The organism is Streptomyces sp. SID5469 (assembly GCF_009862865.1).
GTDB classification, from domain to species: domain Bacteria; phylum Actinomycetota; class Actinomycetes; order Streptomycetales; family Streptomycetaceae; genus Streptomyces; species Streptomyces avermitilis.
Genome location: NZ_WWIN01000001.1, coordinates 2,764,132 through 2,787,846, shown reverse-complemented (window position 1 = coordinate 2,787,846; position 23,715 = coordinate 2,764,132). Strand labels below are relative to the sequence as shown.

Sequence of the window (23,715 nt, the reverse complement as noted above, 5' to 3'; positions counted from 1 at the left end):
GGCCGCTCACGGCCCGCGGTGCGGTGACTCAGGCCAGGACCAGCGCGCCGCCGTCGAAGTAGCGCAGCAGCGGCTCGGCGGCGGCGCCGCGGCCCGGCGGATGGAAGGCGAGGGCGTGCACGGCGGCGGCCGCCTGGGCGTGGGCGGAGCCACGGATGAAGTCCAGGCCGCCGAGCAGCTCCAGGGACCGGGCGGCGATCCGCGGCAGCGCCTTCTGCACGGTGTAGCGGGCGACCAGGACGCGGGCGACCGACTCCTCGTCGCCCGGCTCCGTGCCGATCGCCCGTGCGACACCCTCGAGGAGCGCCAGGGCGGCCTCCATCTCGACCGCGAGCTCGGCCCGTTCCTGGACGCTGCCGCGCTCCCGCTCCAGCACCTGCTCGACGAGCGCGGCGGCCCCGCCCGCGTACCCGGCGGAGATCAGCATCTCGAACCAGACGAACCCGGCCGTCTGGAGATCGTCCAGCCGGTGCGGGTCGTCCGCCCCCGCCCGTACGACCATGCCCGCCGGCACGAACACGTCCGTCAGACGCACCTCGTCGCTCTCCGCGCCCGCGAGCAGGTCGTTGCCCCAGAACGGGTGGACGGACAGGCCCGGAGCGTCGGCCGGCACCAGGGCGAGGGCCAGTTCGGCGGTGCCGTCGTCGTGGTGGATGGCGATGCTCGCGGTGAGCAGACTCATCGAACGGGACAGACTGCACGGTTTCTTCGAGCCGGAGAGCAGGTATCCACCGTCGACCGGTCGCGCCGTCACCGCGGGGGTGAGGATGTTCTGCTCGGTGCGGCCCTCGGCCCAGCCGGAGGCCATCACCTGCTGGTCGGGGACGATCCGGCGCAGCAGTTCGGTCTGCGCGCCGGTGAGCCGGCCCGCCTTGACGGCGAGCGAGTAGAGCATGGCCGCGGTGAAGTGGTGCATGGAGACGGCCGCGACGAGCGAGGGGGACACGGCGCCCAGCGCCAGCTGGATGCGCAGCGCGTCCAGCGGGGCGGCGCCGTGGCCGCCGTACTCCTCGGGTATCAGCAGGCCGACCCCGCCGTGGATGCGGAAGAGGTCGATGACGGGACTGCCGGGCTTTTCCCGGTCCGTGAACGGGATCTGCTCCAGCTCTTTGAGCAGACCGGGGTGGAATTGCTCGCAGACGGCCCGAGCAGCATCGAGGGAACGCACGGGAAACCTCCGGAAGGCGGACGGTGTCGGGCGCTCAGGCGCCGAAGACCGCGTCGTAGGGGCTGATGTCGCGGGCGATGCTGACCCCTTGCACGTGCGAGGTCTTGAGCATCGGGTAGTTGGCCTCGCCGAACGCGCCGCCGGTGCGGCCGGTGCCGCCGTGGCTGGGCAGATACGGCAGGAAGCCGATGTGAGAGTCGTTGACCTTCAGCAGACCGCCGTTGACGACGCGCCGCACGAAGGTCTCGATGACGTGGTCGGAGCGCGACCACAGGGAGTTGCGCAGCCCGTAGGAGTTGGTGTTGACGAAGCGGAGGAAGGCCTCCAGCAGCGCGTCGTCGTTGTCGCGTTCGGGCACCACGATCGGGATGAGCGGGAAGAAGGTCTCCTCGCGCACGACGTCGAAGGTGCGGGCCCGGTCCAGGCCGTCCACCCGGATGACGGTGGGCTGGAGGAAGACACCCGTCTCCGAGGGCGTCCCGTCGAGCTCGGTGCGGTGACCGCCGGTGACCAGCGAGCCCCCGTTGTCCAGGGCCTGGCGCAGCAGCCGGAAGAACCGCTCGCTGCGGCGCACCGGCGACAGCAGGACGTCCTCCTCCTCGGGCAGGCCCGGCCGGATGCCCTTGACCTGCTCACGCACCTCGGCGATCAGCGCCTCCGCGACGTCCGGGTGGACCAGCACGTAGTTGGGGACCATGCAGATCTGCCCGGAGCCGAAGAAGGACTCGGTGATGGCCTCGGCCGCCCACTTCACGTCGGCGTCCTTCCACACCACGATGCCGTCGTTGCCGGCCAGTTCGAGGATCGGCTTCTTGCCGTGCGCGACGCACTGCTGTTCGAAGCGCAGGCCCTCCTGGCTGCCGCCGATGTAGAAGATGTCGTTGATCAGCGGGTCGGCGATCCAGCGGTCCATGGTCTGCTTCGGGTTGCTGCACACCGCGTTGAGGACGCCGGGAGGCGCGTCGAACTCCTCGAGGATCGGCGCCACGATGTCGCGCAGCAGCCACATGGTGCTCAGCGCGATACTGCGGGGTGCCCTGACCACCACGGCGTTGCCGGCCATCAGGGCCAGTACGCAGAGCGCGGCGCTGGGCAGCGGGGCGTTCTGCGGCGGGTTGAAGGCGACCACACCGTCGGGCTGACGGTGCAGGATCAGTTTGCGGCCCGCGTACTCCTTCTCGACCCGCATCTGCTTCATGTACCAGCGCAGACTGCCCGGGGCGTAGATCTGGAGCAGGCAGCTCAGCTCCCAGCGGGCCAGCTTCACCGGGTGCGACTCGGCGACCAGCATGTCGAGGAACTCGTCCTGGTGCTTGAGGAGTTCCTCGCGGAAGCGGGTGCCCAGGCGCATCCGCCGCTCCAGCGGGACGGCCGCCCAGTCCGAGGCGGCGGCGGCCGCCGCCTGGGTGGCCATGTCGATGGCGCTGTCGTCGGCGACCGCGCAGCGGCCCACGACGTAGGGGTGCTGGGCGGCCTCGGACTCCGGGTCCTGCTCCAGCGAGCGCTTGAGGCTCACGCTGGTGAACACGTCTTCCAGCAGGGACCGCCCGCTGACGGTGTAGACCCACCCGTCACCGGCGACATCCTTGCCCGCGATGTAGAGGTCGTAGCTCTTCAATCCGGAAGGTGCCGGAGCACTCTCCTCCTGCGCAGCTTCGCGAAGCATCATCAGCCTTTCCGACTTCCCGAGTGGATTTCTCGATTCGGTCCGATTCGGTTCCGTTCCGGCGAATTCCTTTTCGAAACAGCCCGATCGTGACAGTCGAATCTGACTCCCCGCTGACACCGGACTGATTCAGCCAGGCCCCGGCCGCGGCGCCCTTGGGCCGTCAGCGGGGTGTCAGCCGGCGCTGCTTGCATGACCGCCATGCCACCTGCCGACACCACCGTGATCCAGCGGCTGCGCGAACTGCCGCGGACCGAAATCGCCGATGAAATAGAGACACTCGTCCTGCGGAAGTTCAAGACTGTTCTTCTCATGGACGAGTCGGAGGATCTTCCCCTCGACATCAGTTATTTCGACCTCGGTCTCACCTCACTTCGGCTGACCGAGATACGGCAGAGCCTGGAGCAGCTCCTCGATCTGTCCATCAACGTGAATGTGCTGTTCAACGAGCCGACGGTCGCCCAGCTCGTGGACTACCTGGCCGACGCCCTGTCCACCCCGTCCGCCTGACGACCGACCAGGCCCAGGACGCAAGGAGTTGCTCCATGCCGCGTACGGAGTCACAGACGGAAGAGACGAACCGGGCGCCGGGGCAGGCACCCGAGCCGATCGCGATCGTCGGAATCGGTCTGCGCCTCCCCGGCGGCGGCAACTCGCCCGACGAGTTCGACGCCTACCTGCGGGAAGGCCGCGGCGCGACCGGCCCCCTCGACCGCCTCGACACGTTCGACGCCTCCTTCTTCAACATCTCGCCGAAGGAGGCCCCCTACCTGGATCCCCAGCAGCGGATGCTGCTGGAGACCGCGTGGCAGGCCCTCGAGCACGCCAACATCGACCCCACCCCGCTGCGGCGCGGCAACGGCGGCGTCTACCTGGGCGCCGGCTCCCGCGGCTACGCCCCCGAACCGGCCCCGCTGCCGTACGAGGAGCCGGACGGCCCCCTCGCCGCCGGCGTCACCACGTGCGCGCTGTCGGGCCGGCTGTCGTACTTCCTGGGCTGGCGCGGTCCGAGCCTGAGCGTCGACACCGCGAGCTCGTCCTCGCTGGTCGCCCTGCACCTGGCCGTGCGGGGGCTGCGGGCGGGCGAGACCGACATCGCGCTGTGCGGCGGGGTCGACGCCCCACACCGCCCGCGCGTTGCGGGGAAGCTCGCCGAGGGCTGCGGTGTCGTCGTCCTCAAGCGGCTCGGCGACGCCACCCGGCACGGCGACACCGTGCTCGCCCTGGTACGCGGCAGCGCCCTCGCGCAGGACGGCGACGGCGCGGGCCCGGCCGCCCCCGACGGCGCCGTGCAGGAGAAGGTCGTCCGCGGCGCGCTCGCCGCGGCCCGCCTCGCCCCCGAGGACATCCAGTACGTCGAGGCGCACGGCACCGGCACCTCGCCGGCCGGCTCCGTCGAGTCCGGCGCCGTCGGCCGCGTCTTCGCCGAGTCGCACACCGAGGACGCTCCGCTGCTGGTCGGCTCGGTGCAGACCGACCTGGGCCACCTGGAACCAGCGTCCGGCATCGTCGGCGTCATCAAGGCGGTGCTCCAGATCAGGTCCGGCACGGTCTACCCGCACCCCGGCCGCACCACGTCCTCCGGGCGCGACGCGGGGGAGCCCCGCTTCGTGCGCGTACCGACCGCGTGCGAGCCGTGGCAGGCCGACGTCCGGCGCGCGGTCGTCAGCAGCCTCGGCTTCGCGGGCACCGTCGGCGCGGTCGTCCTGGAGCAGCCGCCCGCCGTGAAGCACTCCGAGGAGACCGCCCCGGACGCCGCCGCCCCCCTGTTCACCCTCTCCGCCAAGAGCGCCGCCGCCCTGCGCGAACAGGCCCGGAACTACCGGCGGTTGCTCGCCCAGCGGCCCGACGTCCCGCTGGCCGGGCTGTGCTACACCGCCAACGTCGGCCGCTCCCACCACCCCTACCGCGTCGCGGGACCGGTCGCCGACCACGCGGCGCTCGTCCGGCTGCTCGACCAGGCGGCCGGCCGGGACCACGAGGGCCCCTCCGGCATCCGCAGGACCGCCTTCATGTTCAGCGGCCAGGGCTCCCAGTACGCGGGCATGGGCGCCGCGCCGTACGAGCGGTTCCCGGTCTTCCGCGAGCACGTCGACGCCTGCGACCGGCTGTTCGCACCGCACCTGGGCCGCTCCGTGGCCGCACTGGTGCGCGGCACCGCCGCCGACCCGGAGGCGATCGACCGCACCGAGTACGCCCAGCCCGCCCTGTTCACCCTGGAGTACGCGCTCGCCCGGCTGTGGATGTCCTGGGGCGTGCGCCCCCACGTGCTCATCGGGCACGGCATCGGCGAGGTCGTCGCGGCCGCCGTGGCCGGGCTGTTCAGTCTGCCGGACGCCGTGACGCTGGTCGCCGCCCGCGCGCGGCTGACGCGGGCGGTGCGCGCGAAGGGCGGCACGGCCGAGGTCGCCGCCCCCGCCGAGGACGTCGAACCGCTCCTCGCCGCCCACCCGGACCTGGCTCTCGCCGCGGTCGACGCCCCCGACCGGTGTGTGATCGCCGGCGGCGCGAACGCCCTCGCCGAGGTCACCGGCCTCCTGCGGGCGCGGGGCGTACGCGTCGACCGGACGGCTGTCCCGCACGCCCTCCACTCGCCGCTGATGACCGAGGTGTACGACGACTTCCGCGCCGCCCTTGACGGCATCACCTTCCACGAGCCCGCCATCAGCCTGATCTCCAACGTCACCGGCCGGCCGGCCCGCCCCGCCGAGATCGGCACCCCCGACTACTGGGTGCGGCACCTCGGCGAACCCGTACGCTTCCTGGCCGGCCTCCGGTCGGTGGCCCAGCGCGGCCGGCACGCCCTGATCGAGATCGGACCGGGGTCCGACCTGACCGCGCTCGCCCAGCGTGGTCTGACCGCCGCCGACCACGTGTGGCCGGTGAGCCTACGCCGCGGCGACCGCTCCGCCGACACCACCCTGGCCGCGCTCGCCGGGTACTACACGGCGGGCCTGCCGGTCTCCTGGGCCGGCTACCACGCGGGCCGCCCGGCCCCCGCGAAGACGTCCCTGCCCACCTACGCCTTCCAGCGCGAGGACCACCGGCCGCCCTCCATCGCACCCCGGCGCACGGGCGCGGCCTACGGCGCCGCCCGCCATCTGCTGCTCGGCACGGAGGAGCGGTTCGCCAGCGGGGTACGGGAGTTCACGGCCGAGTTCACCGCCGGGGACCTGGGCGCGCTGGCCGACCTCGGCGACGGTGAACGTACGACGCTGCCGACCGGCGCGTACGTCGACCTGCTGCTCGCCCTCCAGGACGCGGTCGGCGGGCACACCCGCTGCGCCGTCCGCGAGCTGAAACTGCTCACGCCCCTGCACATACCCGCCGGGACGACGGTGGCCCTGACGACCCGGTGGCGACCGCGTTCCGAGGGCGGCGCCGACGTGGAGGTCTTCACCCTCGTCGGGGGCGAGGAGGACACCCACGCCACCGCCCGGATCGCCGCCGGGCGCGAACCGGTCGTACCCGTCTGCGAACTCGCCGAGCTGGACGCCGAACTGACGCCCGCCGGGCAGCGGATCGACGACGAGGACATCTACACCGACCTCGCCTCCGTCGGCCGCCCGCACGGCCCGCGCATGCGGCTGCTGCTGCACGCCTCCCGGCACCGGGACGGCCTGGTCACCGGCGAGCTGACCGGCCGCGACGCCACCGCGGCCGAGCATGTGCCGGCGGAGCTCCTGGAGGCCGCGGTGCAGGCCGCCGTCGTCCTCGACCCCGAGGGCCCGGTCTTCGTGCCGCGCGAGATCTCCCGCGTACGCCACTTCCGCAAGCCCCGCGGGGAACAGCTCCGCGTCCTCGCCCGGGTGCACGGCGAACAGGACCGCCGGATCGCCGACATCCTCCTCCTGGAGAACGGCGAACCCGTCACCGAACTCCTCGGCGTCCACCTCGCCCGCCCCGAGGGCCGCGTGGGCCGCCGCCAGTTCCTGCACCGGCCGGAGTGGGTACGGCGGGCCCTGCCGGGCGCGGCCGCGGGGACGTCCGCCGCCGCACCCTCCTCGGCCGACGCCGCGGCCCCGGCGCGGACCGCTCCCGGCGGCCGCCACCTCCTCCTGCTCGACCCGGCGGCGGGCCGGGCCGCCGCGCTCGCCGGGCAGCCCGGCCTGCGCGTGACCCGGCTGAGCGATCCCACCGGCCTCAAGGCGGCCCTCGAGGACCCGACCGTCACCGACGTCTGCCGCGTCTGGCGCCGACCGTCACCGACGTCTGCCGCGTCTGGCGGCAGCGGCAGGGCGCCATGTCCGCCGACCGGATGCGCGCCGAGTGCGAGGACAACTACCGCGCGCTGCTGGCCCTGGTGACCGCGCTGGACGCCGCCCGACAGCCCGTACCGCCCCGGCTGTGGCTGGTGACCGAGGGCGCCCAGTGGCTGCCCGGCGACCCGGCGGGCGACGGCGGGCACCTGGCCGCCGCCACCCTGTGGGGCTTCGGCCGGGTCCTGCTCACCGAGTACCCGCGCCACCGCGCCACGCTCGTCGACCTCGCCCCGGGCAGCGACCTCGCGCCGCTGCTCGACGAGTGGGAGGCCGAGGCCGCCGGTGAGTACCAGATCGCCCACCGGCCCGGCCGCCGCTATGTCCGCCGGCTCCTCGCCGGTGACGCCACGCTCACCTGGAGCGGGGGCTACGAACTGCGCGCCCCCGACTCCGGGGACCTCTCGGACCTCGCGCTCGTGGCCGCCGCGGACCGGGCGCCGGACGCCGACGAGGTCCAGGTCCGCGTCGGCTCCGTCGTGCTCACCGACGACGACGCCCGTACCGCCCTGGACACCGGACGCGCCGAACGGGAGGAGGAGGAACCCCCGCCCGTGCTCGGCGCCCTCGCCACCGGCACCGTGCTCGCGGCCGGCGACGGGTCCGGATTCGCCACCGGCGACGAGGTCCTCGTACGCCACGCCGGGACCCTGCGCTCCACGCTCACCGTCCCGTCCGCGTCCGTCGTGCTCGCGCCGCACCCCGAACCCCACTACGGCGCCCGGCACTTCGGCCTCGACGAGACGGGCGAGGCCCTGCGCACCGCCCTCCTCGACCCGGACACGCAGGTGTGGGTGGACCTGCCCGGCGAGGCGGCGGACGAGCCGTCCGCCGGCGCGCAGGCCGGGACCGACGCCCCCGCGGACATCCGCCCCGACCGCACCTACCTCGTCACCGGCGGTCTCGGCGGCCTCGGCCTGGTCACCGCCCGCAAGCTCGTCGCCCTCGGCGCCCGCCACCTGACCCTGGTCAGCCGCAGCGGAAAGGCCACCGAGGCGGCCACGCCGCTCCTCGCGAAGCTCGCCGAGGACGCCGAACTCGCCGTCGTACGCGCCGATGTGAGCCGGCCCGCGGATGTGCGCAGGCTGGTGGCCGAGGTGGCGGCGGGCCCGTATCCGGTCGGCGGCGTCGTGCACGCCGCCGGGTCCTACGACAAGAAGCTGATCTCCGAACTCACCTGGGAGTCCATCGACGCCCAGCTCGCCGCGAAGGCGTACGGCGGCTGGCTGCTGCACGAGGCCGCCCAGGCCTCGTTCCCGGAGCTGGAGTTCTTCGTCACCTACTCGTCGATCGCCTCCGTCCTCGGCGGCGCCGCCCAGGGGCACTACGCCGCCGCCAGCGCCGGCCTCGACAGCCTCGCCGAGTGGCGCACCCGCCAGGGCCTGCCCGGACTCTCCGTCAACTGGGGCGCCTGGGCCAGGGTCGGCATGTCCGCCCGCCTGGAGGAACACCTCAGCCGGGAGATCGAACGCGGCGGTGTCCACTTCTTCTCGCCGACCCGGGCACTCGACACCCTGGCCCGGCTGTGGGGCGGCACACCACGCACCCAGCGGGTGGTGGGCGAGTTCGACTGGGACCGCCATGCGGCGGACAGCGAGACCGGCGACCAGTTCTACGACCGCCTGGTCCGACCGGACCGCGCCGACGACGGGCTCGACCGGGCCCTTCTCGCCGCGCTGCCGAAGCCGGAGCGCACCGCTCTGATCACCCAGGTGGTCCGCGAGAAGGTCGCCGCCGTCCTGCGTCTGACGGCCGGCGACGAGCTGGAGACGACGGCCGAGTTCGGCTCACTGGGCCTGGACCCGCTGAGCGCGCGGCACGTCACCTCCGGTCTGGAGCAGGCGTTCCGGCTGCCCCTGCCCGCCTCACTCGCCCTCGACCACCCGACCGTACGGCAGCTCGCCGCCTTCCTCGACGGGCAGCTGTGCCCGGTGCCGGCGGCCTGACCCACCACGGACACGCGACCCACGACAGACGAAGGGGAGGCCCCCATGACCACGACAGCCAACGGGAGTTGGACACTCACCCACACCTCCCGCGCCCACGCCGGCAGCCGTCCGCACCACGCGGCGATCGTCTGCGAGGGCCGGATCACCACCTACGGAAAGCTGCACCGCGAGAGCAACCGCGCCGCGCACGCCCTGCGCGTCAGTGGCGTACAGCGCGGTGACCGGGTCGCCTACCTGGGGCGCGAGTCGGAGAACTACTACCTGGTGATCCTCGCCTGCGCCAAGGCCGGCGCGGTGCTGGTCCCGGTCAACTGGCGGCTCACCCCGGACGAGGTCGACCACATCCTGCGCGACTCGGGCGCCACCCTCGTCTTCGTCGACGACGAGTTCTGGGCCACCGCCACCAAGGTCCGCCCGCACCTGCCGGAATTCCACACGATGATCCGGATCGACGGCACCGACGCCGAAGGCGAACCGGCCCGCGGCGCCGGACTGCCCGCCTGGTACGCGGACCAGCCCGACGCCGACCTGGAGCCGGGCACCGGGCCCGACGACGCCGTCGTGCAGATCTACACCAGCGGCACCACCGGACTGCCCAAGGGCGCCGTCCTCGCCCACCGCAGCTTCTTCACCCTGCCGCAGGCCATGCGCGACCACGACGTCGCCTGGATCGACTGGCTGCCCGACGACGTCGCCCTCATCTCGCTGCCGGGCTTCGGCATCGCCGGCATCGGCTGGTTCATGCACACCTTCAACGCCGGCGGCACCAGCGTGATCATGCCCCAGTTCGACCCGCAGGAGGCGGTGCGGCTGATCCGTACCCACCGGGTCACCACCACCTTCGCCGCGCCCGCCATGCTCCAGATGATGGCGGGCGAACGGACCGCCGGGCCCGACGCGTTCGTCTCCCTGCGCAAGATCTGCTACGGGGCCGCCCCGATGTCCGAGACGCTGCTGAAGCAGTGCCTGGAGACGTTCGACTGCGAGTTCGCGCAGATCTACGCCAGCACGGAGACCGGCAGCGTGGCGGTCTGCCTGCCGCCCGAGGCGCACCACCCGGGCAGCACGGTCCTGGAGTCCGTCGGCAAGCCCTGCCCCGGCAACGAGGTGAAGGTGGTCGGCCCGGACGGCGCCGAACTGCCGCCCGGGGCCATCGGCCAGATCTGCGTCCGCGCCCCCTCCCGGATGCTCGGCTACTGGAACCTGCCCGAGGCCACCGGGCGCACCCTGGTGGGGGAGTGGCTGCACATGGGGGACGCCGGCTACCTCGACGAGGACGGCTACATCTACCTGTGCGACCGCATGAACGACACGATCATCGTCGCCGGGCAGAACATCTACCCGGCCGAGGTCGAGAAGGCCCTCGCCGCCCACCCGGCCGTCGCGGACTCCGCGGTCGTCGGGCTGCCCGACCCGCGCTGGGGCGAGGCCGTGCACGCCGCCGTCGTGCTGCGCCCCGGTGCCCAGGCGAGTCCGCGCGAACTCCTGCTGTCCCTGCGCGGCCATCTCGCCGACTACAAGATCCCGGGCGCCTACCACTTCGTCGACACCTTGCCCCGTAACCCGTCGGGCAAGATCCTGCGGCGCGCGGTGCGCGAGCGGTTGAGCGCCCCGGCACGCGATCCGCTCACGTCAGCGGTCCAGTGACGGCACGCCACATACGCCAGAGAGAGGAAGCAGCACCTATGGACGCCGAGCGCCCTGGACGTGCCCCGCAAGGGGCGCGGGGAACCGCGCGATCAGCCCCCGACGACACGCGGTCGACGAACCAACCGCAGTCCCCCGACCGAGCCCTGCGGATCGGCATCCTGCTCCCCACCCGGGAGCAGGCCATCAACGGCGCCTACGCGGCGGCCCCCCTCCTGGACTTCGCCCGTCAGGCGGAGCGCCTCGGCTTCGACTCCCTGTGGGCCGGCGACTCCCTGACCGCCCGCCCCCGCCTCGACCCCCTCGTCGTGCTCGCCGCCGCCGCGGCCGCCACCGAGCGGATCACCGTGGGCACCGCCGCCCTCACCCCCGCCCTGCGCCACCCGCTGATCGGCGCCAACATGGTCGCGAGCCTCGGGCACGTCGCCCGAGACCGCCTGGTACTCGGCCTCGGCTCGGGTTTCCCGATGCCCGAGACCGAGGAGGAGTTCGCCTCCGTCGGCGCGTCCTTCGCCGGACGGGTCGGCCGCCTCGACGAGATCACCGCGCTCTGGCGCACCGCGTGGAACTCCGGGGAACCGGGCAACCCCACCGACTTCGACGGCAGGTTCTGGCAGGCGGACCGCCTCGACCGGCTGCCCGCTCCCGCCACCCCCGGCGGCCCGCCGCTGTGGCTGGCGGGCAGCGACACCCCGAAGGTGCTCGCCCGCGTGGCCACCCGCTACGACGGCTGGCTGCCGTTCCTGCCGGACGCCGACGCCTACGGCAGGGCCCGGCGCAGGATCGCCGAACTCGCCGAGGAGGCCGGCCGCGGCGCCGACGCGGTGACGCCCGCCCTGTACGCGACGGTCACCGTCAACAGCGACAGCGCCGCCGCCAAGTCCGAGCTGGAGCACTACATCACCCACTACTACGGACGCTCCCTGGAACAGATGTCGGCCATCCAGGCCTACGGCTGGGGCAGCGCCGAGAGCTGTGCCGAGTGGCTCGGCGGCTATGTCCGCGCCGGCGCCCGGCACCTCGTCCTCCGGATCGGATCGCTCGACCCGGAGCCGCAGTTGAAGGAAATCGCCGAGGTACTGCTCCCCGCGGTACGCGCGCTCGGCGGGCAGACCGTCACCGTAGGAGGAGCGAAGTCGTGACCAGTGCCATAGGCCAGGAGATGTCCCGCGAGGGCCAGTGGTTCCACCCCGCCGAGCCTTCCCTGGACGCCTCCGTACGGCTGTTCCTGCTGCCGCACGCGGGCAGCGGCGCCATCATCTACCGCGACTGGGAGAACCTGCTTCCGTCCGACATCGCCCCGCAGGCGGTGACCCTGCCCGGCCGCCACAACCGCCGTGGCGAGGCGACGTTCGAGGACTGGGACCCGCTGCTCGACGCCCTGCACGAGGCCGTGCTCGACGACCTCGACGACCGGCCGTTCGCCTTCTTCGGGCACTGCCTCGGCGCCCAGCTGGCCTTCCGGCTGGCCATCCGCATGGAGGAGGACGGCGGGCCCGCGCCGGTCATGCTCGGCATGTCCGGCTGGTCGCCGCAGGGCTTCTTCCTGCCCACCGAGGAGCAGAGCCGGATGCCCGCGGCCGAGATGGTCGAGTGGATCAAGAAGCTGGGCTCGTTCCCGGCCGAGATCTACGACAACCCGGAGATGCTCGCCCTGGTGGTCCCGGCGCTGCGGGCGGATCTCAGGGTCGCCGCGCAGTACGTGGACGACAAGGCCGGCGTCAGCTGCCCGCTCGCGTCCTACGGCGGCCGCTCGGACCCGCTCCAGGAGCACCCGGACGCCATGACGCACTGGGCCGGGCGCAGCCCCGACTACCTGGGCCACAGCGAGTACCCGGGCGGCCACTTCTACATCGACGCCCACGCGCAGTCCGTCACCGCGCACTTCGCCCAGCGGCTCCAGCGCGTCGTCTCGGCACTGGTGAGCTGAGCGAGGACCGGACCGCCTCCGGCACCGGCCGCCCGTGCACGGACGGGCGGCCGGGCGGTGTCAGCGCCGTATCAGGGGACTGCGGGACAGTAGCGCCCGGCAGAGCACGACGGCAGCAGACGACCCCGAACCCGCGACGAACCGCGGCCCCCCCGTCCGACCGACGAAACGACGAGCGACGTACGACGAACGACGAGGACGTACGACGAGGACGTACGACGTACGACGAACCTCGACCCCCAACCCCCCACCCACCATGGAACGCAGCCCCCGAGCCGCCCATGGAAAGGACATCGCGACGATCCCTGGTTGCTGAAGGACTGATATGCCATGAGATTCGAGAATGATCTGTACATCGCCTCGACCGCGTCCTGGCTGCCGGACCTGGTCCCCATGGAGGAGGCCATCGCGGCGGGACTGGTCGACGACGAGCACCGGAACCTGGGCTACGAGTCGATCGCCGTGGCCGACGGCGTCGCCGGCCCCGAGATGGCCGTCCGCGCCGGCCGGCTGGCCCTGGAGCGGGCCGTCGGGATCGAGCGGGACGAGGTCGGTCTCGTCCTGCACTCGTCCTGCGGTTTCCAGGGGCACGAGATGTGGCCCGCGGCGGCCTACGTCGCGAACGAGACGGTGGGCCGGGCCGCTCCCGGCTTCGACCTCCAGCAGCGCTGCAACGCCGGGCTGGGCTCGCTGTGCCTGGCCGCCGGCTACATCGACGCCGGTTTCACCTCCGCGGTCCTGCTGACCACCGGAGACAACTTCGCCCCGCCCTGGGTCGACCGCTGGAACGTACAGCTCAACCTGGTCTTCGCGGACGGCGGCACCGCTCTGGTGCTGTCCGGACGGAAGGGCTTCGCCCGTGTCGTCTCCGCCACCCTGGGCGCCGACAACTCCCTGGAGCGGTGGAACCGGGGGACGACCCCGTTCGCCACCGCGCCCGGCCTCGAAATGCCGCTGCGGCTGCGCGAACGCGGCCTTCAGCACGCGGCCACCCCCGAGGCCGAGGGCTCCTGGGAGCGCATCGAGGCCGCCCTCATGGACACCACCCGGCGGGCCCTGGCCGAAGCCCAGGTGAGCGTCGAGGACATATCCCGCGTGGTGACACCGCTCATCCACCGCGGGGTCTGGCCCGAGAACTACGACGTGCTCGGCTTCACCGAGAAGCAGAGCACCTGGGACCTCGGCCGCCTGGTGGGCCACATCGGCGCGGGCGACCAGTTCCTCGGCCTCGAACACCTGGTCAAGGAACGCGCGGTGGGACCGGGCGACCTCGTGCTGCTCGTCGCGGCGGGAGCGGGATTCAGCCTCTCCGCCGCGGTGGTGGAGATCCTCGACGTCCCGCCCTGGTGACCCCCCTCCGTCCGGGAACGCGGCACAGCCCGGTTCCCGGACGGCACCACAGGAGAGAAACGCAAGGAAGGAATGGCCCGATGGCCTTGGAGTCTCCACGGGAAGCCGCCCCGAAGAAAGCCGCGACCGAGGAGCGGCAACCACCCTCGGCGCCACACTGGGCGACCCTGCCGATCATCCTCATCGGCACGTTCGTCATCACGCTCGACGTCTTCATCGTCAACGTGGCCATTCCCGCCACCCAGCAGGATCTCCACGCGAGCCAGTCCGCCGTCGAGTTCATCGTCGCGGGCTACGCGCTCGCGTACGCCGCCGGTCTCGTCACCGGCGGGCGGCTCGGCGACCTGTACGGCCGGCGGCGGCTCTTCCTCATCGGCGTCGCGCTGTTCACCCTGTCCTCCGCCTGGGCCGGGTTCGCCCCCAGCGCGTCGCAGCTGGTGGCGGCCCGGATCGCCCAGGGGCTGGCCTCGGCGTTGATGGGGCCCCAGGTCCTGGCGATCATCGGAGTGGCCTACGACGGGCCGGCCCGGGTCCGCGCGTTCAACGCCTTCGGGCTGACCATGGGGCTCGCCGGGGTCTTCGGGCAGCTCATCGGAGGCGTGCTGATCCACGCCGACATCGCCGGACTCGGCTGGCGCACCTGCTTCCTGGTCAACGTGCCCGTGGGGATCGCGGCTCTCGTCCTCGCTCCCCGGGTGGTGCCCGAGTCCCGGGCCCAGGGCCGCGCGCGGCTCGACCCCCTGGGCATGGTGCTGATCTCCGCGGGCCTGGTCGCCGTCGTCCTGCCGCTGGCCGAGGGACAGCAGGAGGGCTGGCCGTTGTGGACCTGGCTGAGCCTGGCCGCCGCCCCCGTCCTGCTGGTGGTCTTCGCCGTCCAGCAGCGCCGCCTCGCCGCCGCGGGCCGCAGCCCGCTGGTCGACCCCGCGCTGTTCCGGCAGCGGTCGTTCACGTTCGGGGTCAGCACCGCGGTCGTGTACTACTCCGGGATGGCGTCGTTCTTCCTCGTCCTGGCGCTCTACCTCCAGCAGGGCCTGGGGCTGACCGCCCTGGAGTCCGGTCTGGTGTTCCTGCCCCTCGGCGTGGGCTTCCTGACCGTCTCGCTCAGCGCACGCCGCATCGCCGCGGCGCTCGGCCGGCAGACCCTCGCGGTCGGCGCGCTGGTGCTCACGGCGGGGCTGGCCGCGCTGTTCGCCGCCGCGCAGCACATCGGCACGGACGGCGCCGTCGGCTGGCTGGTGCCGGGGCTGACGGTCGGCGGGGCGGGCATGGCCATGGTGATGGCACCGCTGGCGTCCATCGCGCTGGCCGGCACCGACCCGCGCTACGCGGGAGCGGCGTCGGGCGTGCTGTCCACCGCCAGCCAGGTGGGCGGCGCCGTGGGCGTGGCCCTGGTCGGCGTCGTCTTCTACCACGTCCTGGGACAGGGCACCGGCACGTCCGCCTACGCCGACGCCTTCACCGCCTCCCTCTACCTGCTGGCACCACTGGCGCTGGCCGTGGCGGCGTTCGTGCAGTTCATCCCGGGGCCGAAGGCGGCGTCGTCCGCCTGACCCCCCGACCGCTCGCCGGGCGTCAGCCGCACGTCAGGACCAGGTCAGCGCCTCCTGACACAGTCATGAAGGCCACGCCGGCCCCTCATGAAGGCCACGCCCGGCCGTTCGGTCACCCGCCCCCCCGTGCCACCCCGATCCCGAGGAGTTCGCCCGATGGCAGACAGCGCCGCAGCCCTGGGCCCCACCCGGGCCCTGGTCCTGGCCAACCCCGCCTCCGGCAGCCACAGCCCCCAACTGGTCCGTGAAGTGACCGAGTTGTGCGGCTCCTGCCTGGAGCACGTCGAGCTTCACCCGACCACGGCACCGGGGGACGCGACCGTCGCCGTGCGCCGCGCCCTGCAACGGCCCGCCCACGCACCCGACCTCGTGGTCGTCATCGGCGGGGACGGCACCGTCCGCGAGGCGGTACAGGGCCTGGCCTCCGCGCCCGGCCGCGCCGCGCTCACCGTGGTGCCCGGCGGCACCGGGAACTCGGGCTACAAGATGCTGTGGGGGGAGCGCCCCTGGACCGAGTCCCTCAAGGCGGTCCTCACCGACTCGGGCGTGGGCGGCAGCGCCCGGCTGCGCCGGCACGACCTGGCGCGCCTGGCCGAGACCCGGCAGTACGTCTATCTGGGCGCCTGCTCCGGAGTGATCGCCGACGCGCTGATCACGGCCCGGGACATCCCGCTGACGGGCCGGGATCTGTACACCAAGGCGTTCGCCGACACGGCCGCCGCGTACGTCCCGTACCCGGGCCGCGTCACCGTCGACGGACGCGTGGTGCACGAGGGCCCGACCGTCCTGGCCAACGTCGGCGGCGGCCGCTACCGCGGCGGCCGGTACCTCGTCCTGCCCGACTCGCTCCTCGACGACGGACTGCTCGACGTCTGTGTCATCGGCGACGGCGTGACCGCCGCGGACGTACCCCGACTCACCCTGAACGCCGACCACATGGGACACCCGGCCACGGTGTACGCGCGTGGCCGCACCATCACCGTCGAGCGCACCGACGGCCGCCGGCTGCCCCTGGAGCACGACGGCGAGTACCAGCACGGCATCGGACCGTCGGCGACCTTCGAGGTCCAGCCCGGAGCCCTGCCCGTGTGGGCCCCGGCCATCGAACGGAACTGACCCCCCAGACCTCTCACGACCCCCGGCGCGTCGAACCGACCTGACGGCACGCCGGTCACCCGCAAGCGGAACACAAGGAGAAGAAACCGCCATGAGCGACATCACCACCACCGTCACCCAGTACCTCGCCCTGTGGAACGAGACCGACGCGGACAAGCGCGCCGCGGGCATCGCCGAGCTCTTCGCCCCGGACGCCCCGTACATCGATCCGCTGGCGGCCGTCGAGGGCCACGAGGGCTTCGGTGCCGTCGTCGCCGGCGCGCAGGAGCAGTTCAAGGGCCTCTCCTTCGAGCTGCACGGCACGGTGGACACCCACCACAACCTCGCCCGCTTCCAGTGGGGCCTGGTGACCGCGCCGGGCACCGAGCCCGTCGCGATCGGCTTCGACGTCCTGGTCACCGGCGACGACGGCCGCATCAAGGGCGTCTACGGGTTCCTGGACAAGGTCCCCGGCGCCTGATCCCCCACACGCGGCGGCGGGAGCACCGGGGGGACCGGTGCTCCCGCCGCCGGGTTCACCGGCTCCGGCACCGGGGGCGTTCCCCCGGTTCACGCTGACACAATGGATGTGGCGCCATGACGGCAGCTGTACTCAGCGAGCGAGTGGCCAGGGCCCTGTGCGAGCAGTGGGAGCAGCAGACGCGGCCCGCCCGCTCGCGCCCGTCCTCGGACACCCCGCTGCGCGAACTGTCCCACTGGGCCGCGAACCTGCGCCCCGAACACATCCCGTGCCGCGTCCTGAAGCTCGCGGCCAGCCAGGTGCTCTCCCAGATCGCCTCGATCCGGGCCGGCCTCGAACACCCGCTGGGCCGCCGGCTGGTGGCGGCCTTCGGTCACCCCATGCAGCGCGACCCGCGAGCCGCCGCGGGCGTCTTCGCCGCCCTCGGCTCCTGGCTCAACCTCGACGACACCGCGTACGCCGGACACCTGTCCAACTCCACCGTCGCGGTGCCGCTCGCCTTCGCGTACGCCCGTCAGCTCGACGGGCTCTCCCTGCTGACCGCGGTCGTCGCGGCCAACGAGTGCGCGGCCCGCATCACCGCCTCCGCCACCCTCGGCCCGCTGCGCGGTCAGAGCGCCGTGCACACCCACCTGGCCGGCGCGGTGGCCGGCCGGCTGCACTGCGACCGGGCCCCGGCCGACCAGTGGGAGAACGCCCTGGGGCTGGCCTTCGCCATGCCCAACTGGCCGCTGATGCGGGCCTTCCTGGCCAGCGACGCCCGGCTGTTCAACACCTTCACGCCGGTACGCACCGCGATGGACGCCTGTGACGCGGCCGCCGCCGGGCTGCGCGGCGCGCCCGACATCATCGAGCACCAGGACGGCTTCCTGGCCCGGTTCGCGACGGTGCCGCTGCCCCAGGCGGTGGCGAAGGGGCTCGGCAGCCGCTGGCACACCAACACCCTCTCCTTTAAGATGCACCCCGGCGGGCCCCGGATCAACGCGGCCGTGGACTGCGCCGCCGACATCCACCGCGAACTCGGCCCGCTGCGCCCGGACGACGTGCGGGAGATCGTCGTCGAGGCGTCCTTGTACACGCTGTTCGCGGGGGAGCGCGCGGCCCGCTACGTCGACGGCCCCGCCTCTCCGCTGGGCGCGCTCGTCCTCGACGTCCCCTACCCGGTCGCCACCACCCTGCTGACCGGCGACTTCTCGGTGGACGACTTCTCCTCACCGCATCTGGACGACCCCGCACGCTGGGCGCTGGCCCGCCGGGTGCGGCTGGAGCACGACACGGCGATGACCCGCGAACTCTTCCTGTCCGACGCGCCGTTCGGCGAGGCGGTGCGCGAGGCGGGCCCGCTGGCCACGCCGTGGCTGCGCGGCTTCGGCGGCGACGCGCTCGTCGACCTCGTCGGCACGCTGGAGGCCGACGGCCGGGACTTCTCCCGCTCCACCAAGGCCACCGGCGCCCGGGTCACGGTACGGCTGACCGACGGCCGTACGGTCACCCGCTCCCGCCTGATCCCGGTGGGCGCGGCGGGCCCGGACACCCGCGTCCGCCACTCCGAGATGGTCCAGGAGAAGTTTCTGTCGGTGGGCGGCCCCCGTCGGGTGGCCGACACGGTGGGGCGGCTGCACCGTATGCGCCCGCGAGGTGTACGCCGCTGGATAGAGGCGGCCTTCCTCGACTGACCACGCGCGGAGCCTCAGGCGCACCGCAGGGGGAGTTCCAGGCGCCCTTCCTCCCGGGGTACGGGCCGCGCCGCGTCACGCACGACCGGTGCGCGGGATCCGCCGCGGTGACCGTGCCCACCCTGGTGAGTCACGGCACCGCGGACCTCGCGGCGGGAGTGACGGCCGCACCTCCGGACGTTGCCGGACCGCCCGTACCTCAGGGGCTGGGCGGTCCGGCGTTCAGTGCAGTGGCACGAAGGCGTCGATGATCTCCTCCACCCGCTCCACGATGTCCTCGCGGTCGTTCAGCACCCAGGAGATGTGCTGGGCGCCGAACACGGCGGAGCCGAGCGCGCGGGCCAGGGCCTCGGGCTTCGTGCTCTTGGGGAGGTTGCCGGCGGTGCGGCACTGATCCAGGAGCTCGGTGAGCACCTTCAGCGTCCCCACGTACGGCACCGGCAGCTCGGCCTTGATGTACGGCCGTTCGATCTGCAGGCGGGCCCCGGCGTGGATGAAGACGTCTTCGTGGAAGGCGCGGGCGAGGCGCCTCATCACGTCGACGACGGTCGTCGGGGATGTGGGGTCCCCGTGCTCCAGAGCGCCGTTGACGGCCTCCTGCATGCGCCGGTAGAACTCCTCCAGCACCGCTACGGCGAGCGCCTCCTTGTTGGGGAAGTGGAAGTAGACGGCTCCCTTGGTCATCTCGGCGCCGTCGGCGATGTCCTTGATGGTGACCTGGGGGAAGCCGTCCGTGGCGAACGCCGCGGCGGCGGCGTTGAGGATCGTGCCGCGGGTGCGGATCGCACGCTGCTGCTTGAGGTGGGCGGTGTCGTCGAAGGGGGTGCCCGCCGGGAGACGGGTGCTCTGTCCGTTGCGCTCGCTACTCATGACGTCCATATCGTGCCGAGCCGATCTGTTCGAGTCCGACGGAATCCAACCTTCCTGCCACCGTGGGGAGTTGACCCATGGAAGCGCACCGTGTCGAGCCTTGCAATATACCTTCGCGCAGGTATATTAATGATGCCTAGCAAGGCTTTCGCACGTCTGTTCGCTCGCATGGTTGCTCCACGGGGAGGCGAGGTTTTCAGATGTCTGTCGTACTCGATGATTCCAGGACCATGAAGGCGCCATCAATGGGTGCCACGGTCGAAGTGCTCAGTTTCCTCCAGCCGGTGACACGAGAGCTGGTGCACCGCAGCTCCATCGCCGAGGTGTTTGTCACCGACGGTGTGCGCACCGGCGAGAACGCGTTCTCGGTCGGGGCCCAGTGGCCGCGCGATCACGCGCTCTACCACCCGGACGAGAACGGGCTGAACGATCCGCTGCTGTTCGCGGAGACCCTGCGCCAGGCCCACTTCTACGGGGCCCACACGTACTTCGGTGTGCCGGTCGGGTCCCGCTTCATCGGCCAGGACGTCAGCTTCGAGATCACGGATCCGACCGCGCTGCGCGTCGGCGCCGCGCCGCTGGCGGTGGTGCTGAACGGTACGTGGACCGAGGAGAGGGACCGGCGGGGACGGCCGGCCGGGGCGCGGCTGGACGTGACGCTCACGGTCGACGGCCGCCCCTGCGGACGCGGTCACACCCGAGGACTGATGCTGGACGACCGGCGCTACCGGCTCTTACGGGGGCGTCCGGCCGCGAGCGGCGAGGTGAGCCCGCCTCGTCCCGCGCCGGACGCCAGGATCGCCCGGCCGAACAGGGTGGGCCGGCTGCGCTGGAAGGACTGCGTACTGGAGCGGGACCGGCCCGACCAGGACTGGCGGCTGCGGGTCGACCGCGATCACGCGGTGCTCTTCGACCACCCCACCGATCACGTACCGCTGATGGTCATGCTGGAGGGCTTCCGGCAGCTCGGCCATCTCACCGTGCACGAGGCGTCCCGCAGGACGCTCGGCGACCGGGCCTTCGCCCTGGCCGGCCTCTCCCTGGACTGCGCCGCCTTCGGCGAGTTGGGGGAAACGATTTTGCTCTCCCTCGAGAAGGGTCCGTCCGAGGGCGTGCCGACCGAAGAGTGCGCTCTGCGCGTCGCGGCCCACCAGGGCGAGAGGCTGCTGGCCCGCGCCGACATGACCTGGAAGTGCGTGGGCAGCCGCGCTCCCTGGTCACGTTTCGCCTCGTGGTGACCCGCGGCTCACCGGGCCGTGGCCGGCCTCAGCGGGCCGGGGCGCCGCCGAGCGCCTGAGCCAGGGCCTCCCACATCGTGTCGACGGTCCCGTCGGACCCTGGGTGGCCGGTGTCGGTCTCCGTCCAGAACGTGCCGAAGAGGGCCGCCACGATGAGGTCCGCCAGAGGCCTGGTGGAGATCGACGCGTCCCAGTGCCCCTCCTGCTGTGTCTCGCGCACCAACTGGAGGACGAGGTCGTGCGTCTCCGTCAGCAGAGGTATCGGCTTGGCGGTCGAACGGGCCGTCTCCGCCGCGAGCCGCAGCGCCGCGAGGGCCCGCAGATCCGTCCGGAAGAGCCGGCCCAGACCGAGGACGAGGGACTGCAGCCGGCCCAGTGCCGGATGGGGCGATGTCCGGGCCTCGGTGAGCAGTACCCCCAGCGTGGCGGACAGGTGGTGGTCCAGCGCGGCGGCCAGTTCCTCCTTGTTGGCGAAATGCCCGTAGAGCGCTCCCTTCGTCAGCCTGATGCGGTCCGCGATGTTCTGCAGGTTCGCGTTCGTGTAGCCGTATCGGGCGAACTCGTAGGCGGCCGCGTCGAGTACACGGTCGTAGGTACGCAGGGCGCGTGCCTGCTTGGGCATGACGCTCCCCTCCTTTGCCGGCTCCACGGCGGGGACCGAAGCATAAAAGATACGTTCGTGAACGAATTCTAATCATCGAGTGAGGTGCTTGCCAGATGATGCTGCGTCACAATCCTGTGGACGAAAGCGTGAACGATACGTCGCCGGCGCTGCCGGTCGCCGTCCTGGCCGCGGCCGAGAGCGCCGCCGCACATGCCACGGCCGCCGACGACGCCCGCAGGCTCGGCGACGAGACCGTCGCGCTCCTGACCCACGCGGGCTTCGCGCGCCACTTCGTGCCCCGCGCCTGGGGCGGCACGGAGGGCACGTTCGACAGCCTGCTCACGGCGGTCACCGCGGTGGGGGAGGGGTGCGCCTCCGCGGCCTGGTGCGCGGTCCTGTGGGCGGCCCACAGCCGGTTCGCGGCCTACTTACCGTACGAAGGGCAGCGCGACCTGTGGTCGGCCGGCCCCGACGTACGGATCTCCGCGTCGGTCAGGCCGTCGGGTGAGGCGCGCCGGCTGCCGTCCGGCTGGCTGCTGAGCGGCGAGTGGGAGTGCGTCAGCGGGGTGGACTTCGCGGACTGGCTTCTGCTGTGCGCACCGGAGCCCGGCGTGGAGGGCGCGGCGGGGTCGCGCATGTTCGCGGTGCCGAAGGGCGACATCCGCGTACGTGACTCCTGGCACAGCACCGGGCTGCGCGGCACCGGCAGCCACACCGCGGTGCTGGAACCCGCCCTCGTACCCGAGCACCGCACCTTCCCCATGGCGGACCTGCTGGCCGGGACACCCGGCCCGGGACGGTCCCGGTGCCACACCGTGCCGGGTCACCTCGCCGGCGGCCTTCTCTTCTGCGCCCCGGCGCTCGGCGCGGCCCGCCGCGCGCTGGCGGAGTGGTCGTCCTGGGCGGCCCGGGCCCAGACCCGGGGACGGCCGCAGGACGACGGCAGCCGTCTGCACCACGCCCTGGCGCGCTCGGCCGACGACATGGAGGCCGCCCAGCTCCTCCTCCAGGACGCGGCCCGGTGCGCCGACACGGGCACCCGCGCCGAGGCGGACGTCCTCAGGAACCGCCGGATCACCGCCGCCGCCGCCGACCTGCTCGTGGACGGGGTCGAACGTCTCTTCCGCACCGCCGGCGTCCACGCCTGCGGCGGCCCCGGCGTCCTCGAACGCAGCTGGCGCGACGTGCACACGGTCGCCGCCCACCAGATGCTGCGCAGGGAAGCGGCGGCGATGGTCTACGCGACGTCCGTCTTCTCCTCGCTGACCGAGCCCCGCCCCCCGGCCACGGCACCCCAGCCGGCCGCACTGCTGGAGGTCTCCGCACGTGAGTCCTGACCTGATACCCCATCAAAAGAGCCTCTCGCCCTCCTACTTGGTGTTCTGCGACGTGGACGAGACCCTCATCCGCTGCAAGAGCGGCCCTGAATTCCTCCGCCACTACTTCGAGTTCCGGCACGGGGCCGAGGGCGCGCGCCGCACCGAGGAGCTCCTCGCGGACCTGTACGCGCGGCTGGCTCGTGGCCTGCCGCGCGATGAGGCCAACCGGGAGTACCACCGGGCCTGGCGCCGCTGCCCGGTCGACGAGGTCGAGGACCGGGCCCGCCACTGGTACCGGGAACGCAGCCGGGCCGCGGACTTCTACATCACCGCCACGGTCGACGCCCTGCGCCGGCACCGGGCCGAGGGCGGGGCCGTCGCCCTGGTCTCCGGGTCGTTCCCGCCGCTGCTGCCCCTCGTCGCGGAGGAGGTCGGGGCGCAGTACGTGCTCGGTGCCCGGCTGGAGCGCTGCGGGCGCGTCCTGACCGGCGAACTCCTGGGCCTGCCCGCGATCGGCGACGGCAAGCGCGTCCTGGCACGCGAACTCCTCGCCCGCCACCCGCACATCGACCCCGCCGACTGCTACGCGTACGGCGACCACCCCTCCGACCTGCCCATGCTGCACATGGTCGGCCACGCGACCCTGGTGACCCCCGACGGCACACACGCGCCCGTGAAGCCGGCGGCCCTGACCTGAATCCCGACCGGCGGACGGCCGGCTCCGGACGGGGACACGCGCCTCGCCGGCAGCCCGGCCGTCCGCCCGCCCGGCATGCGCCGGTGGGCAGGAGGCCGCGGGTTCGCCTGCGCTCCGGGGAGGGCCGCGCGCGGGTTCACCGCGATGATCCGGTCGATCTAATCCAGAGTGATGTCCGGCAGCGGGCCACAGAGGAGCACGCCCGCGTTGTTGACC

At 72.8% G+C, this 23,715-nt stretch carries 18 protein-coding genes; 14 read left to right on the top strand and 4 right to left on the bottom strand.

Annotated elements, in window-relative coordinates; all coding sequences use genetic code 11:
• Positions 1-28: 28 nt before the first annotated feature.
• Positions 29-1,168: an acyl-CoA dehydrogenase family protein gene (locus GTY58_RS11955; RefSeq protein WP_010983723.1), complete on the bottom strand. Its 1,140-nt coding sequence runs from the start codon at positions 1,166-1,168 to the stop codon at positions 29-31.
• Positions 1,169-1,202: 34 nt separating this feature from the next.
• Positions 1,203-2,834 carry an aldehyde dehydrogenase family protein gene (locus tag GTY58_RS11950; RefSeq protein WP_010983722.1) on the bottom strand — a complete coding sequence of 544 codons (1,632 nt, stop codon included), beginning with the start codon at positions 2,832-2,834 and terminating at the stop codon, positions 1,203-1,205.
• Between the two features lie 192 nt (positions 2,835-3,026).
• Between GTY58_RS11950 and GTY58_RS11945 the strand changes: the two genes are divergently transcribed.
• The 11 genes from GTY58_RS11945 to GTY58_RS11900 all read left to right on the top strand — a co-directional run bounded on the left by GTY58_RS11945 (position 3,027) and on the right by GTY58_RS11900 (position 18,771).
• Positions 3,027-3,344 carry an acyl carrier protein gene (locus GTY58_RS11945; protein ID WP_237528771.1) on the top strand — a complete coding sequence of 106 codons (318 nt, stop codon included), beginning with the start codon at positions 3,027-3,029 and terminating at the stop codon, positions 3,342-3,344.
• A 35-nt stretch (positions 3,345-3,379) separates the two neighbouring features.
• On the top strand, positions 3,380-7,141 hold the full coding sequence (locus GTY58_RS11940) for a type I polyketide synthase (protein ID WP_010983720.1): 3,762 nt from the start codon (positions 3,380-3,382) through the stop codon (positions 7,139-7,141).
• Entirely contained in the window at positions 7,078-9,039 is a 1,962-nt protein-coding gene (locus tag GTY58_RS40610) for an SDR family oxidoreductase (protein ID WP_237528769.1), read from the top strand. The genes GTY58_RS11940 and GTY58_RS40610 overlap by 64 nt, the downstream gene beginning before the upstream one ends.
• A 45-nt stretch (positions 9,040-9,084) precedes the next feature.
• Entirely contained in the window at positions 9,085-10,689 is a 1,605-nt protein-coding gene (locus GTY58_RS11935; RefSeq protein WP_010983718.1) for a fatty acid--CoA ligase, read from the top strand.
• Positions 10,690-10,727: 38 nt separating this feature from the next.
• The gene (locus tag GTY58_RS11930) at positions 10,728-11,831 is read left to right on the top strand and encodes an LLM class flavin-dependent oxidoreductase (RefSeq protein WP_010983717.1); all 1,104 of its coding nucleotides are present in this window, start codon (positions 10,728-10,730) and stop codon (positions 11,829-11,831) included.
• On the top strand, positions 11,828-12,619 hold the full coding sequence (locus tag GTY58_RS11925; RefSeq protein WP_306292899.1) for a thioesterase domain-containing protein: 792 nt from the start codon (positions 11,828-11,830) through the stop codon (positions 12,617-12,619). Before GTY58_RS11930 ends, GTY58_RS11925 begins: the two co-directional genes overlap by 4 nt.
• 330 nt (positions 12,620-12,949) lie before the next feature.
• A complete protein-coding gene (locus tag GTY58_RS11920) occupies positions 12,950-13,969 on the top strand; it encodes a ketoacyl-ACP synthase III family protein (RefSeq protein WP_010983715.1) in 1,020 nt (339 codons plus the stop codon).
• A gap of 80 nt (positions 13,970-14,049) precedes the next feature.
• Complete coding sequence (locus GTY58_RS11915) at positions 14,050-15,519, top strand: MFS transporter (protein ID WP_010983714.1); 1,470 nt, start codon at positions 14,050-14,052, stop codon at positions 15,517-15,519.
• Between the two features lie 156 nt (positions 15,520-15,675).
• A complete protein-coding gene (locus GTY58_RS11910; RefSeq protein ID WP_010983713.1) occupies positions 15,676-16,635 on the top strand; it encodes a diacylglycerol kinase family protein in 960 nt (319 codons plus the stop codon).
• Between the two features lie 91 nt (positions 16,636-16,726).
• A complete protein-coding gene (locus GTY58_RS11905; protein ID WP_010983712.1) occupies positions 16,727-17,095 on the top strand; it encodes a nuclear transport factor 2 family protein in 369 nt (122 codons plus the stop codon).
• 116 nt (positions 17,096-17,211) lie between these two features.
• Positions 17,212-18,771: an MmgE/PrpD family protein gene (locus GTY58_RS11900; protein ID WP_010983711.1), complete on the top strand. Its 1,560-nt coding sequence runs from the start codon at positions 17,212-17,214 to the stop codon at positions 18,769-18,771.
• 222 nt (positions 18,772-18,993) lie between these two features.
• Here GTY58_RS11900 and GTY58_RS11895 read toward each other — a convergent pair whose 3' ends face one another.
• A complete protein-coding gene (locus tag GTY58_RS11895) occupies positions 18,994-19,641 on the bottom strand; it encodes a ScbR family autoregulator-binding transcription factor (RefSeq protein WP_237528767.1) in 648 nt (215 codons plus the stop codon).
• 245 nt (positions 19,642-19,886) lie between these two features.
• Between GTY58_RS11895 and GTY58_RS11890 the strand changes: the two genes are divergently transcribed.
• Positions 19,887-20,879: a ScbA/BarX family gamma-butyrolactone biosynthesis protein gene (locus GTY58_RS11890; RefSeq protein ID WP_202497367.1), complete on the top strand. Its 993-nt coding sequence runs from the start codon at positions 19,887-19,889 to the stop codon at positions 20,877-20,879.
• A 28-nt stretch (positions 20,880-20,907) separates the two neighbouring features.
• Here the strand turns inward: GTY58_RS11890 and GTY58_RS11885 are convergent, their stop codons facing one another.
• On the bottom strand, positions 20,908-21,501 hold the full coding sequence (locus GTY58_RS11885) for a TetR/AcrR family transcriptional regulator (protein ID WP_037649979.1): 594 nt from the start codon (positions 21,499-21,501) through the stop codon (positions 20,908-20,910).
• 128 nt (positions 21,502-21,629) lie between these two features.
• On the opposite strand from GTY58_RS11885, the gene GTY58_RS11880 reads away from it, so the two are divergent.
• Both GTY58_RS11880 and GTY58_RS11875 read left to right on the top strand, forming a co-directional pair.
• Positions 21,630-22,820: an acyl-CoA dehydrogenase family protein gene (locus tag GTY58_RS11880; protein WP_242432236.1), complete on the top strand. Its 1,191-nt coding sequence runs from the start codon at positions 21,630-21,632 to the stop codon at positions 22,818-22,820.
• Positions 22,810-23,499, top strand: coding sequence for an HAD-IB family hydrolase (locus GTY58_RS11875; protein WP_010983706.1), 690 nt, complete (start codon positions 22,810-22,812; stop codon positions 23,497-23,499). The genes GTY58_RS11880 and GTY58_RS11875 overlap by 11 nt, the downstream gene beginning before the upstream one ends.
• The last annotated feature ends 216 nt before the right edge of the window (positions 23,500-23,715 follow it).